This window comes from Parapedobacter pyrenivorans, from assembly GCF_014636865.1.
GTDB lineage: Bacteria > Bacteroidota > Bacteroidia > Sphingobacteriales > Sphingobacteriaceae > Parapedobacter > Parapedobacter pyrenivorans.
In genome coordinates this window covers 2,043,740-2,061,723 of record NZ_BMER01000001.1, presented here as the reverse complement: position 1 = coordinate 2,061,723, position 17,984 = coordinate 2,043,740, and the positions used below count along the sequence as shown (strand labels likewise).

Genomic DNA, 17,984 nt, shown 5'->3' with positions numbered 1-17,984 from the left:
TTTTATAGCATTGTGATAAACAGGAAAAAATATGAAAACTTTTTTTGAAGAACTATTCGCGTATGGTTTCCATTGCAACCAACAATTGGCAAGTATCTTTGATCGGGAATCTGCGACGATTGACACCAAGTCAGCAACACTATTCAGCCATATATTGAATGCACACCAAATATGGAACAATCGGATTTTGGGGCGACCAATGGGCTGTACAGTTTGGGAAACCCGCCCGGAAACCGAGTTCGCGGAGATTGATCGGAATAACTACGAGGTAACGTTGACTGTTCTTGATACTATTGATCTAGGCAACGAAATTGCATACAAGACGAGTGGCGGCCAACCTTTTACCAACAGCGTTCACGACCTCTTATTCCATATAGTCAACCATTCTACCTACCACCGAGGGCAGCTAGCACTACTTTTCAGACAGAACGGAATAGAACCGTTGGTTACGGACTATATTTTTTACAAGCGCTAGCTGATCATTTTTTCCTCAATGACTTTTTGAATACTTGATTGAACTTCTCCAGCTATGCGCGCAAGCTGCATACCGCATCGTGCTACCAAGACTATGCAATTCTCAGGACGATTTTACCAAATTGGGCCGAATTATCCATTAGACGCAATGCACGTTCTGCATCTTCCAACGGATAAATGCTATCGATGACGGGCTTGATGCCGTGTTGATTCACAAAAGCCAGCATATCGGCAAAATCTGCGGGCGACCCCATGGTGGTGCCTAATAAAGAAAGTTGCTTCCAGAATATTTTTCGAGCATTCAATGCAGGAATGTTACCGGCAGTTCCACCAAAAAAAACAATCCTTCCTCCTGGATTAGCCAAGTCGAGGTGCTGGGCAAACCCTTCTCCTAGCGCGCTATCTACAATGACGTCAAAACCACCCGCTTTCTCCTGTAGCTGCTGCCGCCAATTGTCATCCGTATACAACGCACCGTCTTTAGCTCCGATGGTTACTGCTTTTTCAATCTTGGCTGCTGTACCGGATGTGACGTACACCGCTGCACCAGCATGGGCAGCCCATTGCAGGGCAAACGTAGCCACTCCGCCTCCAACACCCGCCACCAACACCCTTTCGCCCGCTTTCAAGGCAGCACGGCTAAAGAGCGCGCGATAGGCGGTAAGTCCACCCAGTGGCAATGCCGCCGCCTCTTCAAACGAGAGGTGGGCCGGCTTTTCGTGTAAGTTGGCTACGGGCACGCGTACATATTCAGCAAAAGTGCCATCCTGGGGCAGTCCCAATATCTGAAAAGCCTGCCCTTGAAAGGCTTCCGATTCGCCCCACGCCAAGGATGGATTGATTATCACCTCGCGGCCAATCCAACTACTGTGGTGATGGGCGCCTACCTGTTCCGCGATGCCCGCACCGTCCGAACCCAGTACAATGGGAAACTTTAACCCTCCGTACTTGCCCTGCCGTATCCACCAATCACGCCGGTTGAAAGCCGCCGCTTTGACACGCACCAACGCCTCATCCGGCCGTAATGCGGGGATAGGCACTTCACTCATCATCAACGGTTCTTGAATCCCGTGAAGGACAATTGCTTTCATATATGTAAAATATGGAGGATTATGATCTCTAGCGGTGATCTGGACCAAAAAAAGCGGCCCGCACCGCCGTGCATTGCCGCCTTTTTAATTAACCCCTCTCGGGACGTTGTCCGTTAGTTATTATTTTGCGTCTGCATAGCGCTTGGCGACAGCGTTCCAATCGATTACATTGAAAATTGCCTCCAAATATCCCGGACGTTTGTTCTGGTACTTCAGGTAATAGGCGTGTTCCCACACGTCGATACCCAAAATAGGGGTACCTTTTACTTCAGCGATGTCAAACAACGGGTTATCTTGGTTGGCTGTCGAAGTCACTTGCAGCTTTCCTGAACCATCCACGACCAACCAGGCCCAACCTGATCCGAAACGGGTAGCACCGGCTTCCTGCAGTTTCTTTTTCAGTTCATCGAATGAACCGAAGGTTTCATCAATTGCAGTAGCTAAGTCGCCGGTTGGAGTACCACCACCATTCGCTGACAAAATGGTCCAAAACAACGAGTGATTGTAATGTCCACCTCCGTTGTTGCGTACAGCAGCAGGGTATTTCGAAATAGTTGCGCAGATTTCCTCAATGGTCTGGTTTTCCGCATCAGTGCCAGCGATTGCTTTATTGAGGTTGTCTACGTAGGCCTGATGGTGCTTACCATGGTGGATTTCCATGGTTTCTTTATCGATATGAGGTTCCAATGCATCTGTGGCGTAGGGTAACGCCGGTAATTCAAAAGCCATAATATGTATTGTTTTAAATTAAAAATTAATAATTACTGTTGGACAAACTTAGCTAAAGTTGCAGATAAATGCAACCACTCCATCTGTCACCGGCCACTAAAAAGCGGCAACGCTGGCATAGTATAACGATTGAGGGAGTTGTTTTGTTTGAGCGATCGATTCAAATCATTAGCTACCCCCGTTTATTACGGAAAAATGACGATACAAGTTCCGCGCACTCTCGCTCTAAAACACCATTTACCACAGTCGTCTTGGGGTGCAGCAACCTACTCCCTATCGTCGAAAAGCCTCTTTTTTCATCCCGAGCCCCAAATACTACCCGGCTGATTTGTGTCCAATAGGCTGCCCCTGCGCACATGACACAAGGCTCGATGGTGACGTACAACGTGCAATCGCGCAAGTACTTCCCGCCGATATAATTTGCCGCAGCCGTAAAGGCCTGCATCTCCGCATGTGCCGTCACGTCATTCAATCGTTCAGTAAGGTTGTGCCCGCGCCCAATAATCCGGCCTCCCGAGACAATAACCGCACCGATGGGCACCTCATCCTGCTCCAGCGCTTTATGCGCTTCGTTGAGGGCCTCCTTCATATACACCTCATCCGAAATGGCATCGCCGGCATCTTCAAAGTTGACGTATTTCATGTTGGATAAGAACTAGTACAATTGTTCAAATCAGCTTCGCGCCATTGGGTACATTGCGTTCCACAGTGCTGAGCACAATTTCTCCATTGCTATCCGCAAATCCCGTAACCAAGCATTCAGACATGAAATCGGCGATCTGCTTCTGGGGGAAATTGACTACGCAGATGACCTGCTTGCCAAGCAATTCTTCCTCGGTATAGTGCTTGGTGATTTGCGCACTGCTTTGCCTGATGCCAATCGGTCCGAAATCGATCCGCAGTTTAAAGGCCGGTTTCCGAGCTTTCGGGAACGCCTCGACATCGATAATCGTTCCGGCACGCAACTCGACCTTCTCAAAGTCATGCCAAGAGATTACATCCATCAACACGTATTAAAGCCGATTACTTTCCAAATCCGCCAGTCCTTTTTTTAACGTGAACACGACGTAGTCACGTTTGCGCTTCACACGTTGGGCCAAACGGCCGATCAGCTCTTCTTCTTTACCCTGTTCAAAAGCCAGGTCATGATCCGAAAGGTGATTATATTTACGGCGAAACTTTTGTTTCAATATTTCCCATTCGTCGGAAGTCATCTTGATGTCTGCCATATGCCATTGATTTGCGGCAAATTTAGCTAAAGTTGCCCTGATGTACAAGTTTATTGATTGGTGTAGCTTACCAGAACATTACCTGTTGCTTACCACTCCCCTAGTGCTTCTTTAGTCTTCCGTTACTTTTTCTATACCGGTTCCTTACCATTTCCTTACCTGTTCTTTACCTTTTGCTTACCTATTCTTTACCTATTCCTTACCTATTCCTTACCTTTTGCTTACCAACGTGGTAAATGAAAGGTAAGTAAACCCTAAACCAAGCATAATAAAACCCCAAATGAGGCCCAGATACATCCTAAGCGACGTCTAGCGACAATTTCGGCTTGAATTTTGCTGTTGTCTCCACAGGGCATTTAAGAGCCCAACATTAAACGCTAAAAAATAATATGTCATGAAAAAGTACCTTATCGTTGTTTTATTAGTAACATCAACTATTTTAGGGGCAAATGCGCAGCTGCTACCTAGTTTCCAGTTTGGTGTCAAAGCTGGTCTTAACTTTTCAAACTTAAAGTCGGAAGATGGCAATTGGTTGGATGCAAGTACGCGTACGGGCTATCAAGCGGGTGTATGGGCACGCATCGGCGGTGCGGGAGTGCACTTCCAACCTGAGCTTTATTTGACGGGGAAGAGTTCTGAAGCGAAATTGGTCGAAGAAAATGAAGAAGGTAAAGTGACCTTTACTTCATTAGATCTTCCATTGCTCTTGGGTACCCGCATTGGCTTAGGCCCTGCCGGATTACGTATCGTTGCAGGCCCTGTTGTATCATTTGTTGTCGATAAAAATATCGGTGATGCATTGGCACAGGTTCCTGAATTCAGTGAATATAAAAACCAAGCTTGGGCGGTGACAGGTGGTCTTGGCCTCGACATCAGTAATTTCCGCATTGATGCGCGTTATGAACATGGATTGAGCGAGTTAAGCAAAAACGACGCCGCACCACAGAAAGTAAATCTCTGGACTATCGGAGTAGGCTATCGGCTATTCTAAAATTATTCCGGGAAACACAATACATTATCCCATCAAGCGTCACGCCTTAAAGATAGGCGTGACGCTTTTTTTTGACAGAAACTTAGAACAGTTCTAAATTAATGATTTTCCTTGTTTATCTTCAACGGTATTAAATCAATTGGTAGATTTGCTTACCAAAATTAAAATAATCGAGGAGAATGAGTAAGTCCAAACCTCTGCTTTTTTCAACGCTTGGAAAGAAGCTAATCATGAGTCTGACAGGTCTGTTTTTATGTTCATTTCTGATTGTCCACCTCATCGGAAATCTGCAATTATTCTACAACGACCAGGGCAAGGCTTTCAATGAGTATGCCTATTTCATGACCCACTTCACTCCGATCAAAATCGTCTCCTATTTGTTATACACGTCTATTGTCATCCATGCCATCTATGCGCTGGTGCTGACCATCCACAACAAGAAAGCGAGGCCGGTAGGCTATGCAGTATACCGTGGTTCGGCTAACAGTTCCTGGAATTCACGTAATATGGGCATTTTGGGTACGGTGCTATTGGTATTCATTGTCACGCACATGAGTCAGTTCTGGTGGAAGTTCCACAACGATCAGGTCCCTTATATCGAATATCGGACGGACTTGAATACTAACAAAACGACCGCCACGGAATTGGTGGCCGGCGAGTTTACCGATTACATGGAATATGTGGACAATGGGGTGGCAATCACTAAGGCCCGCGATTTATATAAGCAGGTTGCATTTACTTTCAAAGAATGGTATTGGGTGGCGCTATATGTGGTTTCCATGGCTGCGCTTTCCTTCCACCTTATCCACGGATTCAAAAGTGCATTCCAGACCTTGGGATGGGATCATAAAAAATATGCACCCATCATCCGCTTTGTGGGCATCTGGTTTTTCGGGGTAGCTATCCCTATTGGGTTCGCTGCCATGCCGGTGTATTTTTATCTTTCTAATTAAGCTATTTCTGGCGCAGGCGTATCGCTCGCTGGGCGCACTGATATAACAGACGTCATCATATGTTAGATTCAAAAGTACCTGTTGGGCCGCTGGCCGAAAAATGGTCGAAACATAAGTTTAACCTTAAATTGGTCAATCCCGCCAATAAGCGGAAATATACCATCATCGTTGTGGGCACGGGGCTGGCAGGATCATCTGCCGCTGCATCACTGGCGGAGCTCGGCTACAATGTCAAGGCATTTTGCTACCAAGATAGCCCGCGGCGGGCGCACTCGATCGCTGCCCAAGGCGGAATCAATGCTGCCAAGAACTATCAAAATGATGGCGACAGCGTATTCCGGCTGTTTTATGACACCATTAAAGGGGGTGACTACCGCTCCCGTGAGGCCAATGTACACCGTCTGGCCGAGGTGTCGGTAAATATCATCGACCAATGCGTGGCACAAGGCGTCCCATTCGCTCGTGAATACGGTGGATTGCTCGACAACCGTTCGTTTGGTGGTGCCCAGGTATCCCGTACGTTCTATGCCCGGGGGCAAACCGGACAACAGCTGTTGCTCGGTGCTTACTCCGCATTGAACCGTCAGATCAATAAGGGTACTGTAAAAATGTACAACCGGCATGAGATGCTGGATTTGGTGACCATCGATGGGCATGCTCGGGGTATTATCACCCGCAACATGGTTACGGGAGCCATCGAGTCTCACGAAGGGCATGCGGTGCTGCTCTGCACGGGCGGTTATGGCAACGTATTTTTCCTGTCAACCAACGCGATGGGCTGCAATGTCACCGCTTCGTGGCGTGCACATAAACGGGGGGCACTCTTTGCAAACCCCTGCTATACACAGATCCACCCTACCTGCATTCCGGTAACAGGCGACCACCAATCCAAGCTGACGCTGATGTCCGAATCGTTACGAAACGATGGCCGTGTTTGGGTACCTAAAACCGTCGAGCTCGCGCAAAGGCTCCGTAAAGGAGAGCTGAAGATAGCGGATATCAAGGAGGAAGATCGCGATTACTACCTCGAACGCAAATATCCATCATTCGGCAATCTTGTACCCCGGGATGTGGCCTCGCGTAATGCCAAGGAGGTAGTCGATGAAGGCCGTGGAGTAGGAGCTTCGGGCGTTGCCGTATTCCTCGATTTCGAAGACGCGATTAAGCGTCTGGGGGAAGATGCCGTGCGTGCTAAATACGGCAACTTATTTGACATGTACTACCAAATTACGGATGAAAATCCGTACAAGCAACCGATGCGCATCTATCCGGCGGTACATTACACAATGGGTGGCGTATGGGTAGATTATAATCTGATGACGAGTGTACCGGGATTGTACGCGCTGGGCGAGTGTAATTTCTCAGACCACGGCGCCAATCGACTGGGCGCATCGGCCCTTATGCAGGGGCTTGCCGATGGATATTTCGTTATACCGTATACCGTTGGTGATTACCTGGCTGGGCTTGGCTTTGCCCCGGTAGACAAAAACCATCCGAATTTCGAAAGCACGCGCAAAGCGGTAGAAGAGCGCGTACATAAGCTGCTCTCGCTCAAAGGGAATAAAACGGTGGATGATATCCATAAAAAGCTCGGTCATATCATGTGGGAGTACTGCGGCATGGCACGCAATGAAGCCGGGCTTACGAAAGCGAAGGGGCTTATACAAGAGCTCCGCAAGGAGTTCTGGAATGACGTGACCGTATTGGGTGAAAATGAAGAAATGAATCAGTCGCTCGAAAAAGCTGGCCGTGTTGCCGATTTCTTGGAGCTGGGTGAGTTAATGGTAGACGATGCACTTAATCGTCGTGAATCCTGTGGCGGCCACTTCCGCGAAGAGAGCCAAACCGACGAAGGCGAAGCCAAACGCGATGACGAAAACTTCAGCTATGTGTCTGCTTGGGAATATAAAGGTGACAACCAACCCGAAGTACTGCATAAAGAAGTATTGGAATTCGAAAATGTTAAATTGACACAACGGAGCTATAAGTAAAAAGCGACGGGTGTAAAGCATAAAATCATGAGCGGAAACATGAATCTGACGCTGAAAGTATGGCGCCAAAAAAACGACAACACCAGGGGTAAATTTGTAACCTACCAAGCCAATGGTATATCACCAGACATGTCCTTTCTAGAGATGCTGGACGTGGTCAACGAAGATTTGGTGCGGAAGGGGGAAGACCCTATCCACTTTGACCACGATTGCAGAGAGGGTATCTGTGGGATGTGTTCCCTGCACATCAATGGCAGGCCCCACGGACCGAAACAAGGTACCACAACGTGTCAATTACATATGCGTAGTTTCCACGATGGGCAAACGGTAGTGATCGAGCCATGGCGCGCGGCAGCTTTTCCGGTAATCAAGGATTTAGCCGTAGATCGTTCCGCTTTTGACCGCATCCAACAGGCCGGTGGTTATGTCAATGTGAATACCGGTGGAGTGCCCGATGCCAATGTCATTCCGATTCCCAAGATAATAGCTGATGAGGCATTTGAATCCGCTACCTGTATCGGCTGCGGCGCATGCGTGGCGGCCTGCAAAAATGCTTCGGCCATGTTGTTCGTTTCGGCTAAAATATCGCAGTATGCGCTGCTGCCGCAAGGACAAACCGAACGATACAGCCGGGCCCAGGCTATGGTTGCGCAAATGGATGCAGAAGGTTTCGGCAGTTGTACCAATACCGGTGCTTGCGAAGCAGAGTGCCCAGTAGGCATTAAATTGACTAATATTGCACGAATGAACCGCGAATACCTAAATGCTAAAATTTTCAAGGAAATAGAAGTACATTGAGGTAACCGAAGGCTAGCTTCAATTTTATCTTACCGTATTCGTAACTGCAGAAGCCTGATCCGTATCTCAAGATCGGATTACATCGGCTGACCGTAGGATTATTTTTCTTATTTTTACGTGAATTTACGAATGCCAAGGTGAGTACGGTTGTCAAAATAAGGTTATTGTTGTTGATGTTGACGTTATGCTTTATAGGCACAGCCGTTACCATCAACCTTACCTTCGACAACGAGGAAATCCTGCTCCTCGATAGCCGAACCATCCAAAGTAATCTTCATAAGAAAGAGCAGATTGTTTTCAATTTTCTCAACGATACCATCCATTACAATGCACTCAAGACGATGGAAACCGATGTTGAACTTGCGGAAGACATTCTCGATTATTTCGTTGGACAGCATAACATCTACCCTTTCATCTATGTAAATAACGAACTGGTTATTTGGGGTACCGATAAGATTGTTCCTAAAACAGACGCCGGCATTAACAATGGCGTTGGTATCATCAAAGCCGGAGACGGATGGTACGAATCCATCAAGAAAAGTGCTGGCAATTTTTCTGCTTTGTTTCTAATCCCAATAAAATCCGACTTTCAGCAGAACAACGAGTATTTGCAGAATGTTTTTTCCAAAGACCTCATCGAGACCAACAATCTCGAAATTGCCGAATACAGCGATCACCTTATCTATAATATCCGGAGCACGACCGGCGAATACCTGTTTTCGGTCAAGTTAACCGAGGGGCAACATGACACATTTTTCTCCAAATTGGAGCTTGCCATGTGGATGCTGGCAGGGTTTTCGGTCATCATATTACTTAATATCATCTGTGTGTGGCTGGCCGGACGAGGCTGGGTATGGTCATCCGTACTCTTGTTTAGCTGTTGCCTGGCTGGTATCCGCTATCTAGATCTCCACTTTGGTTGGCTGGCCACCCATTTCTATACCGGGCTTTTTGACCCCCGCTATTTTGCTTCCAGTTTTCTTTTTCCGCATTTGGGGGGGCTTTTGCTCAACATCATTGCATTTACGTGGGCAGTGGGCTACCTGTATTCATTCAGAAAACAGCTCCAAATCCCGACGGTGTGGCGCAGAAAAGCCGGAAGTTTCCTTTTCATTTTCCTATTCGGATTGCTCATCTACCTGGTAAGTTATGCGATAGCTGAAGTATTTGCTGGTCTGGTCATGAATTCAGCCATCAATTTCGACGTCACGAATATACTGGGTCTTAACCTATACAGCTGGATAGGGATACTTGCCTTGTGCCTAAGCATGATGTCTCTTCTTCTGCTTATCGACTTGCTGGTTGAGGCTGCCCACTCACTCATTCCCAATCCGAGGCGGTTGCTTTATGTCGGGATAATTGTTTTGTTTGTCGCCGGTGCATTTCAATATTTCAATGATTTTTCGCTTAGGCACTTCCCGGTCACCTTCTTTTTATTAAGTGCATTAATCGGATTACGGGCCTGGTACATAAAGCGCAGCGGGCAATTCGATTTGGCTATTTTTATCTCTACATTATTATTGTTGGCTGCGATAACCGCAATTAAGCACAGTCAATTCCTACATGATAAAAAGGAAGAGGAACAAAAATTAGCCATCTATCAATGGGAAGCAGTAGACGATGCCAATGCGCTTGCCTTATTCCGTGATCTGGAAAAGGAAATCGTAAAAGATCCCATCCTCATCGATTACTTCAAACAACCGAAAAATGAAAACCGCGAACTGCTCAATGAGCACCTAAAGAGGACCTACTTAAGTGGCTACCTTTCCAAGTACGAATTTGTCGCCAATGAATATGGTACAGACTGGGTACCGATTGGCAATAGTTCCGCCATCAAACGGGAAACCTACCGCAATAAAGTAATATCGGGAGCCATCAAGGTCTCCGAAAATTTCTACCGGGGTAATAGTCGATTCGGTAATTTCGAGTATTTCGCCCAACTTCCGGTGCAAGAAGACGGAAATTCATTGGGCATCCTGCTCATCGAATTGCAGAACCGATCCTTCGGCCAGTTAGCCTCCTATCCGGATATTCTCGCAGACAGCAGAATAGATCAGCAGCGAACCGCATTGATTTCGCAATATGCTTACGCCTTTTATCGATATGGAAACCTAGTAAGCCAATACGGAAACTATGTATATCCATTATCCGCTGAGGCTTACCCCCCCGAGCAACGCAAGTACGTTTCGTTGGGCAAAGACGACGGGTTTGAACACATGATGTATCGCCCAAATGACAGAACATTGATCGTCGTGAGCAGACCTCAGCAGAGCAGCTGGATGCAGCTTGCCGCACTCTCCTTCATTTTCCTCGTCTTTTTACTGTTTGCCATCTCGGCTTTTATCACGCGATGGCTGGTTCTGACACTAAACAGCAATGATTTCAGTTTAAGGAATCTCCGATGGAGTTTTTTGATCCTTACCAATAAAGTGTTATACAGTACGCGAATTCAGACATTTATGGTAGTAGCTGTTGTGCTCACCTTAATCGTGGCGGGCATTATCACATTCTTCAGCATTAGCAGCCAATTTAAAAAACAGCAGGAAAGCGGCGTATTGAAATATGTATCGGATATCGCCGGAAGATTCGAGTCGAGGTGGCTGAAGGAGGCTAACCTAAACCGTGGAATATCTACGGACGAACAATTCAATGCCATTGCGGAATCCATTGCCTCCGACCTCAACCTATATGACACAAATGGCCAGCTGATTTATTCCACCCAGCCACGGATATACGACCTTGCATTAACATCGCGTTACATGCATCCGCAAGCATGGCTTCATATGGCGCGATACCAGCGCTCTGAATTCATACAGCATGAACATATTGGCAGCCTAAATTTCATTGCAGCTTATGCCCCGATCAGAGATGACGGATATGAGCCGATTGCATTTCTCAGTTTGCCACATTACAGCTATCGAAAGGAATTTGGCCAGAATGTAGGGCTTCTCCTCAATACGCTTGTTAATATTTACGCCCTGGTTATATTGGTACTTGGATTATTCGCTGTATTTGTCGCCAACAAGATCACCGCCCCTTTGGCACTGGTGCAGCGCAGTCTCGCGAAGACCAGCATCGGTAAGCAAAATGAACCAATTTTCTGGAAAAGGCATGATGAGATCGGCAGCCTCATCAAAGAATATAATCTGATGATTGCTGCGCTCGAGCAAAGTGCAAATACCATTATGCGGTCCGAGCGGGAATCCGCATGGCGCGAAATGGCCAAACAGGTAGCGCATGAGATTAAAAATCCGCTTACGCCACTGAAGCTTGGTATTCAACAGTTGGAACGTTCATGGAAAGAAAAGGACCCCCGGTTTGATGAGCGATTTGCACGCTTCAGCGACTCGTTCATTGAACAAATCGATAGCCTTTCGCGTATTGCTTCGGAATTTTCGGAGTTTGCCAAAATGCCAGACACTCAACTTAAAGAGGTTGATGTATTGGATATTATGAACAAAGCTGTAGAAGTGTTTCGCAACAATGAAGGTGTGAAAATCAACATTGTTAATCTATGCACTCACCATAGCATCAACATACAAGGAGACCGCGACCAGCTACTCAGGTCGTTTAATAACCTGATAAAGAATTCGATCGAGGCAGCCCTCTCTAAGCGCAAATGCTACATTAATATCCGAATCAGTTACGACGAGAACAATCATGTCGCTATAGCCATACAAGACAATGGCTACGGCATAAACCCTGAAGTGCGGGAAAAGCTATTTCAGCCCAACTTCACGACAAAGAGTTCCGGAACGGGTCTTGGGCTTGCATTTGTAAAGCAGGCCATGGAAGGTATGGGTGGTAGTATACGCTATGAAACTTATGTGGGGAAAGGAACTACCTTCTATTTGCGCATTCCAGCTACGCCCGTCAGGCAGTCCACTGGCTAATCGTTGATAGGGGAGTTTATTTTAAGACGATGCTACTCTGTCCCATGACCGAGTTATCTGCATACAAAAGAATGGTATAGGTGCCTTTCTGAAACCCCTTCGTATCGGTCCATTCAATGGCGTAAGAAGCCCCGTCATTCTGGAAACTGATAGCTGTTTTATAGGTATACTGTATTTGATTGCCTTCCACCTCAAAGAGTCCATTATCCGTCGTCCGCAAATTGCCGTTGGGGTCTATTACTCGCAAGTAGACATCATGCATGCCCACTTCGGCCAGCGGATTATCCGCAATCGTGAAATCAATCTTGAACTTATCCACCCTCCGTGCGCGTGCTTCTACGCTTTGCTTATCGCCACTGCGTTCGCGGATCCCGTTTATGGAGATGTTCGAAACCTTAAGAGCCGAAGCAAGCCTTATCTTGCCCACCAAATCGGTATTTTGCTCTTCAAGTTCTGTTACGCGCTCGGACGAAGTGGAAATTTCCTCTTTTAAGTCGTCGCGTTCGGAGGTGAGTTTAGCATTTTCGCTCCGCAAATTCTCCACGTTCGTTAAGTAACTCGCCACCTGTTGTTTCAATTCGTTGATTTCCTGCTTTGCACTGGCCAACTGCTCTTTCGTAATATTGTTTTGTGCGAGCTCGCTGCGCAACGCTGTGATGGTAGACCGCACACTGTCTTGCGCGGTTTTAAGGGAAGCACTCAACTCGACATTCTCGCCTGTCAATCGGTCCAATTCGGCCTCTATCCGATCGATTTCAGCCTGCATATTCACTTTCTCATTGGTCAACTCGTAGACCTTATCCCCTGTATTTTTATACTTGATGTAAAAGTATATATTGGTTGCGAGTAATGCTGCTATAGCCACTACAAAGAAATAAATCTTGGTGGAATCCCTTCTTATCTCCTCAGGATTGGACTCAGTACCAGTTTCTTGCATCGTATGTATTTCTTCTTGCATGGTTTATACAGCAAAACTTTATCCTAACACAATAAAAACTGTAATGCAAAAATTGTTCCAACATCCATTTACCGGAGAAGTTGGACAAATACGATATATGATTATGGATTATTCGAAGTAATTCAACGATTGGAAACCACCGCTCTTAAGATACGCTTCTTTTCGCATGAAGTGCAAATCCGAATGAACCATATCCTGTACAAGGGCATTCAGGTCATACTTAGGTTGCCATCCCAGTTTCTGTTGGGCCTTGGTCGCATCTCCAATTAATAGATCCACCTCGGTGGGCCTGAAATATGCCGGGTCTACTTTTACCACGGTCTGCCCATATTTGATGTTTGCTGCAGGGATACCGAGTTCGGTGAGCCGTGCCTCGTCAGCGTCGATAACCACCCCTTTTTCGAGCTCGCCCTTACCGCTAAATTCAACAGCAATACCCAGCTCAGCAAAACTCATCCTCACAAAATCACGGACGGTAGTGGTGATGCCCGTAGCCACCACGAAGTCTTCCGGTATTTCCTGCTGCAACATGAGCCACATCGCCTCCACATAGTCCTTGGCGTGACCCCAATCGCGCTGGGCGGAAAGGTTACCCAAGAACAGTTTGTCTTGTAGGCCCAGGGCAATGCGTGCTACTGCACGGGTGATTTTCCTCGTCACAAAGGTCTCCCCTCGCACCGGACTCTCATGGTTGAACAAGATCCCGTTGCAAGCGTAAAGCCTATACGCCTCACGGTAATTTACAGTAATCCAGTAGGCGTACAGTTTGGCAACAGCATATGGGCTTCGCGGATAAAAGGGTGTATGCTCATTTTGGGGAACTTCCTGCACCAAGCCATACAACTCAGATGTGGCCGCCTGGTAAAATCGGCATTTATCCCCAAGCCCAAGTAAACGGATAGCTTCCAATAACCTCAACGTACCTAACCCATCTGCATTCGCAGTATACTCCGGGGTGTCAAAACTTACTTTTACGTGGCTTTGGGCTGCCAGGTTGTAGATTTCATCCGGTTGGGTCTCCTGAACTATCCGGATAAGATTTGTAGCGTCGGTAAGGTCGCCGTAATGAAGAGTAAACTGACGATTTACTTCATGGGGATCCTGATATAAATGATCGATGCGATCGGTATTGAACAACGAACTCCTACGTTTCAATCCGTGCACCTGATACCCTCTTTTTAACAGGAATTCAGCCAGATAGGCACCATCCTGCCCGGTTATCCCAGTTATCAGCGCTATTTTCGCCATGTTTTAACCATTCAGTTTCAATACCGATTTCAACAGGTATTGCCCGTACCCACTTTTTAATAAGGGTTGCGAGATGGCTTCGAGCTGTTGAGCATCAATGAACCCCATACGGTAGGCCACCTCTTCGATACAGCCGATCTTCAGTCCCTGCCGCTCCTCGATGACCTGTACAAATTGCCCCGCTTGCATGAGAGACGTAAAGGTACCCGTATCCAACCAAGCGGTTCCACGGCTAAACACACCGACCTTTAACTTCCCTTGCTGGAGGTACGCCCTGTTTACATCCGTAATTTCGTATTCACCCCGTGCCGACGGCTGGATGTTTTTGGCTATTTCAATCACCGAATTATCATAGAAGTACAAACCCGGCACGGCATAATTGGATTTGGGATGAGTCGGCTTTTCCTCGATGGAAACGACATCATGCTGCTCGTCGAACTCAACAACGCCATACCGTTCCGGATCGGAAACCGGATAGGCAAAGACTACGCCGCCTGTGGGGTCCGCACTTTGCTGCAGCAATCGCGACAGCCCATCGCCATGGAAAATGTTATCACCAAGTATTAATGCGATTTTTTCATTTCCAATGAAATCTTCTCCAATAACGAACGCCTGCGCCAGTCCATTAGGTACCTCCTGCACCGCGTAGGAAAATGAGCATCCGATTTGCGAACCGTCGCCCAATAGTTTTTGAAATGCGGGCAGGTCATGGGGCGTTGAAATAATCAACACATCACGGATGCCCGACAACATAAGCGTAGATAGGGGGTAATAAATCATCGGTTTGTCATACACCGGCATCAACTGCTTGCTCACAGCTAACGTCAACGGGTGTAATCGCGTGCCCGACCCCCCAGCCAAAATAATACCTTTCACCTTTTCTTTTTTATAACGTTGCGGGTAAAGCTATTAAATTTAAGGATGATTGCGAAAAAAGATTGGTGAATAATGGCTGCGGCAACCCTATTGCGCCGCTTTAACGATGAATGGCACCATGGCATCGCCCCAACGCAGCGTTACCGTTCCAGCCTTGTCTGCTTTGATGGTAAATTGTTCGACCAATTCCCCGCCGCCGGAGGGAGTAGCTGTCACACGCAGCGCATCTTGCGATTCATCATAGCGAGTGCCCCATTGATCCCAGACGTTATTGAAAATAATTGTCATGGTATTTTCTCCGGGTATGGAATACAACCCGTATTTCCCGGCCGGGAGCGGCTGCCCCTGTATCAAGACATCTTTATCCACCTCAAAGGTAGTGGCCTCGTTGGCCCCGGTGCGCCAAACCTTACCAAACGGCGCGATTTCTACACCGATCTGACGCCCCTTCAGCGACGGCTTGCTGTAATGGATGGCAATCGTAACGCCGTCGTCGGTCGTTACAATCGTACTATCCGGCGGACTTGCCCGCTGGCTTTTGTCTTGTTGAGCAATAGATAGTGCTGACACGGCCAATACCATCAGGAAAGATAAAATAGCTGCTTTCATAATCGTTAATTATTAAGTCTATAAATTATACTCATGATATGCTCCCGCATATACGCGCTATTGAAGTCGTTCAAAATTAAATGCCAGATAACCCGTTTGGCCGTCTAAATCCAAAGGCATGCGCAGTGTTAGCTGATCGGCATCCGCATAGGCCAAATCCAATCGGTAACCTGCTGTCACGTTGCTTGCCTTGTCCCCTGGATAGATTTTCTTAAATTGAAACTGGGGTTCCCCATTTCCTTTGCCGGGATTGTAAATCGACCAGACGATATCCCGCACCGCGCCCGGCGCGCATAATTTTCCATCGGCGTCGAACGTAATACTACCTTTTCCATTATTCGGCAGATTCCAAACACTACCGATAAAGCATTCCGCAGGGGCTTCCTCAAAAATGGTCTTGACGGAATAAGCCGTAGGGAAATTCTCTTTGTCAACCGACTGCAATACCCACTGCCCCTTCACTCCTTTGCGCCATGCAGAAGCAGCGGGACCACCGTCTACAGCTCCCTGTTGGGAGGAGCAGGATATCGAAAAAAATGAGCTAACTATTAGCGTTGCAAGAAAAAATACTGATTTATTCATAGTACATCAGATGATTGATAATCGTGCCTTTTTATGACGTAAAGGTAGTGAATCCATCTATAAAATGAACTATTTTTTACCCGTCATTTAGGATATTCACGTATGTTTGTTTTTTTAAGCTCCTTATTTGCTTTGTATGACGACACTGTCCAAAAACCATACCATCAGTAAATTCGCGGCAAAAACATTGGTTCGATTATTTATGTTACTACTGTTATTTGCATTTGCGCCCGTTATCCTCGAGAAGGAAACAGTAGGCCCTTTGAGCCAGACATTTGTATATATCAAGAATAAATGGGCCCTCCTATTTCCCGGCTTACTTTTCGCAAGTTTCCTCACTTTGCTGATACTTACCCTCCGCCACAAATATCAAAAGACGGATCTTAACTGGATGCTGTCATTGAATTCGGCCTTGCTGATCATCTATTTGATCATGCTGTATTCGAGGATATATCCAATCATCTTTAACTAACACAAATTACCACCTGCGATTCCTTTTTCATACCTTTGGTGCGTGAGCCGTTGTCGGCTACGTCTGCGGAACTTTGCTTTCAAACCCATGACTCGAAATAAAATTTGGCGTATAACCAAAACTGGTTTTAAGGTCTGCATCACGGCTGCTGCGTTGTATTGGGTGTTTAGTAAAGTCGAATCGGATTACCGGGAGCAGGCAATGGAGAATATCAAAGCGGGTTCCGACGAATTTCCACCCAGTTTTTGGCAGTTCATCAAAGAAGCTATACTGGGTTCCAATCCCGTATTCCTGCTCCTCGCGTTTACAGCCTATTGCTGCTCGATCTTCATCGCTTCATCCCGTCTTAATGGTTTTTTCAAAGGCGTAGGCCTAGATTTGTCTGAACGATATAATCTCAAGTTGTACCTATTGGGATTGTTTTACAACCTGTTCTTGCCCGGAGGAGTTGGCGGTGACGGATATAAAATCTATTTTCTGCGGCGCAAATTCAGGGTTAAGGGCCGCAAGCTTCTGTCCGCAGTTTTCTTCGACCGGTTAAGTGGCCTATGGGCGCTGTGCTTAATTACATCGACATTGGTGATTTTTATACCGCGCCTCCAGATCCCGAATGAAATCCCCATCGTTGTCGTTGTACTGGGCTCCGTGGCGTACTACGTTATTATCCATCGGTATTTTTCTGATTACAGCAAAAGGTTTGTACGAACACACTTTAAAGCGCTGGGCGTACAGTCCATGCAGGTCATCTGCGTCATATTTTTACTATATGCGCTGGGATTTGAGGGCAAATTCTCTCCTTATTTATTCATGTTCCTGCTCTCCTCCTTGGTAGCGGTGGTACCTTTCACCGTAGGAGGACTCGGTGCACGGGAGATGGTTTTTGTCTTTGGTGCGGAATACTTCCAAATGGACAAACACCTCGCTTTGCTTATCAGTTTGCTGTTCTACCTCACTTCCGCCTCATTGGCCGCATTCGGTTCCTATTTTATTCTCCATCCACAGGGTTTGGGTGAGGACCGGCTGCCTACAGCTGAAGAGGCCGAAATGGATAAAGAAAATGACGACGAAGAGCATCGCTAAAAACACGAAT

18 protein-coding genes are annotated in these 17,984 nt (G+C 46.8%); 8 read left to right on the top strand and 10 right to left on the bottom strand.

All coding sequences use genetic code 11. The features are described 5' to 3' along the window. Positions 1-31: 31 nt before the first annotated feature. Positions 32-475 (top strand): DinB family protein, encoded by a 444-nt coding sequence (locus IEV98_RS08155; RefSeq protein WP_188505372.1) that lies wholly within the window; start codon positions 32-34, stop codon positions 473-475. 91 nt (positions 476-566) lie between these two features. On the opposite strand, the gene IEV98_RS08150 is transcribed toward IEV98_RS08155, so the two are convergent. The 5 genes from IEV98_RS08150 to IEV98_RS08130 all read right to left on the bottom strand — a co-directional run bounded on the left by IEV98_RS08150 (position 567) and on the right by IEV98_RS08130 (position 3,523). Then, the gene (locus tag IEV98_RS08150) at positions 567-1,565 is read right to left on the bottom strand and encodes a zinc-binding dehydrogenase (RefSeq protein WP_188505371.1); all 999 of its coding nucleotides are present in this window, start codon (positions 1,563-1,565) and stop codon (positions 567-569) included. 120 nt (positions 1,566-1,685) lie between these two features. Further along, entirely contained in the window at positions 1,686-2,294 is a 609-nt protein-coding gene (locus tag IEV98_RS08145; protein ID WP_229738621.1) for a superoxide dismutase, read from the bottom strand. A gap of 172 nt (positions 2,295-2,466) precedes the next feature. After that, complete coding sequence (locus tag IEV98_RS08140; protein WP_188505370.1) at positions 2,467-2,937, bottom strand: nucleoside deaminase; 471 nt, start codon at positions 2,935-2,937, stop codon at positions 2,467-2,469. 25 nt (positions 2,938-2,962) lie between these two features. Beyond that, positions 2,963-3,298 carry a tRNA-binding protein gene (locus IEV98_RS08135; RefSeq protein ID WP_188505369.1) on the bottom strand — a complete coding sequence of 112 codons (336 nt, stop codon included), beginning with the start codon at positions 3,296-3,298 and terminating at the stop codon, positions 2,963-2,965. 9 nt (positions 3,299-3,307) lie between these two features. Beyond that, on the bottom strand, positions 3,308-3,523 hold the full coding sequence (locus tag IEV98_RS08130; protein ID WP_188505368.1) for a hypothetical protein: 216 nt from the start codon (positions 3,521-3,523) through the stop codon (positions 3,308-3,310). 394 nt (positions 3,524-3,917) lie between these two features. On the opposite strand from IEV98_RS08130, the gene IEV98_RS08125 reads away from it, so the two are divergent. The 5 genes from IEV98_RS08125 (at position 3,918) to IEV98_RS08105 (ending at position 12,149) form a co-directional block, all read left to right on the top strand. Beyond that, complete coding sequence (locus tag IEV98_RS08125) at positions 3,918-4,514, top strand: porin family protein (RefSeq protein ID WP_188505367.1); 597 nt, start codon at positions 3,918-3,920, stop codon at positions 4,512-4,514. A gap of 179 nt (positions 4,515-4,693) precedes the next feature. Beyond that, a complete protein-coding gene (locus IEV98_RS08120; RefSeq protein ID WP_188505366.1) occupies positions 4,694-5,467 on the top strand; it encodes a succinate dehydrogenase cytochrome b subunit in 774 nt (257 codons plus the stop codon). Between the two features lie 59 nt (positions 5,468-5,526). Continuing rightward, on the top strand, positions 5,527-7,458 hold the full coding sequence (locus IEV98_RS08115; RefSeq protein WP_188505365.1) for a fumarate reductase/succinate dehydrogenase flavoprotein subunit: 1,932 nt from the start codon (positions 5,527-5,529) through the stop codon (positions 7,456-7,458). Positions 7,459-7,485: 27 nt separating this feature from the next. Further along, on the top strand, positions 7,486-8,256 hold the full coding sequence (locus tag IEV98_RS08110) for a succinate dehydrogenase/fumarate reductase iron-sulfur subunit (RefSeq protein WP_229738620.1): 771 nt from the start codon (positions 7,486-7,488) through the stop codon (positions 8,254-8,256). Between the two features lie 173 nt (positions 8,257-8,429). Next, positions 8,430-12,149, top strand: coding sequence for a sensor histidine kinase (locus IEV98_RS08105; protein WP_188505364.1), 3,720 nt, complete (start codon positions 8,430-8,432; stop codon positions 12,147-12,149). Positions 12,150-12,165: 16 nt separating this feature from the next. On the opposite strand, the gene IEV98_RS08100 is transcribed toward IEV98_RS08105, so the two are convergent. The 5 genes from IEV98_RS08100 to IEV98_RS08080 form a co-directional block, all read right to left on the bottom strand. Continuing rightward, the gene (locus IEV98_RS08100) at positions 12,166-13,107 is read right to left on the bottom strand and encodes a DUF8428 domain-containing protein (protein ID WP_188505363.1); all 942 of its coding nucleotides are present in this window, start codon (positions 13,105-13,107) and stop codon (positions 12,166-12,168) included. Positions 13,108-13,215: 108 nt separating this feature from the next. Next, the gene (gmd, locus tag IEV98_RS08095; RefSeq protein WP_188505362.1) at positions 13,216-14,355 is read right to left on the bottom strand and encodes a GDP-mannose 4,6-dehydratase; all 1,140 of its coding nucleotides are present in this window, start codon (positions 14,353-14,355) and stop codon (positions 13,216-13,218) included. Between the two features lie 3 nt (positions 14,356-14,358). After that, entirely contained in the window at positions 14,359-15,231 is an 873-nt protein-coding gene (gene rfbA, locus IEV98_RS08090; RefSeq protein WP_188505361.1) for a glucose-1-phosphate thymidylyltransferase RfbA, read from the bottom strand. A gap of 87 nt (positions 15,232-15,318) precedes the next feature. Then, entirely contained in the window at positions 15,319-15,840 is a 522-nt protein-coding gene (locus IEV98_RS08085) for a DUF2911 domain-containing protein (RefSeq protein ID WP_188505360.1), read from the bottom strand. A gap of 57 nt (positions 15,841-15,897) precedes the next feature. Continuing rightward, a complete protein-coding gene (locus IEV98_RS08080) occupies positions 15,898-16,422 on the bottom strand; it encodes a hypothetical protein (RefSeq protein ID WP_188505359.1) in 525 nt (174 codons plus the stop codon). Positions 16,423-16,558: 136 nt separating this feature from the next. Between IEV98_RS08080 and IEV98_RS08075 the strand changes: the two genes are divergently transcribed. Together IEV98_RS08075 and IEV98_RS08070 are read left to right on the top strand one after the other, a co-directional pair. Next, entirely contained in the window at positions 16,559-16,894 is a 336-nt protein-coding gene (locus IEV98_RS08075; protein ID WP_188505358.1) for a hypothetical protein, read from the top strand. Positions 16,895-16,981: 87 nt separating this feature from the next. Beyond that, complete coding sequence (locus IEV98_RS08070) at positions 16,982-17,974, top strand: lysylphosphatidylglycerol synthase transmembrane domain-containing protein (protein WP_188505357.1); 993 nt, start codon at positions 16,982-16,984, stop codon at positions 17,972-17,974. Positions 17,975-17,984: the final 10 nt, after the last annotated feature.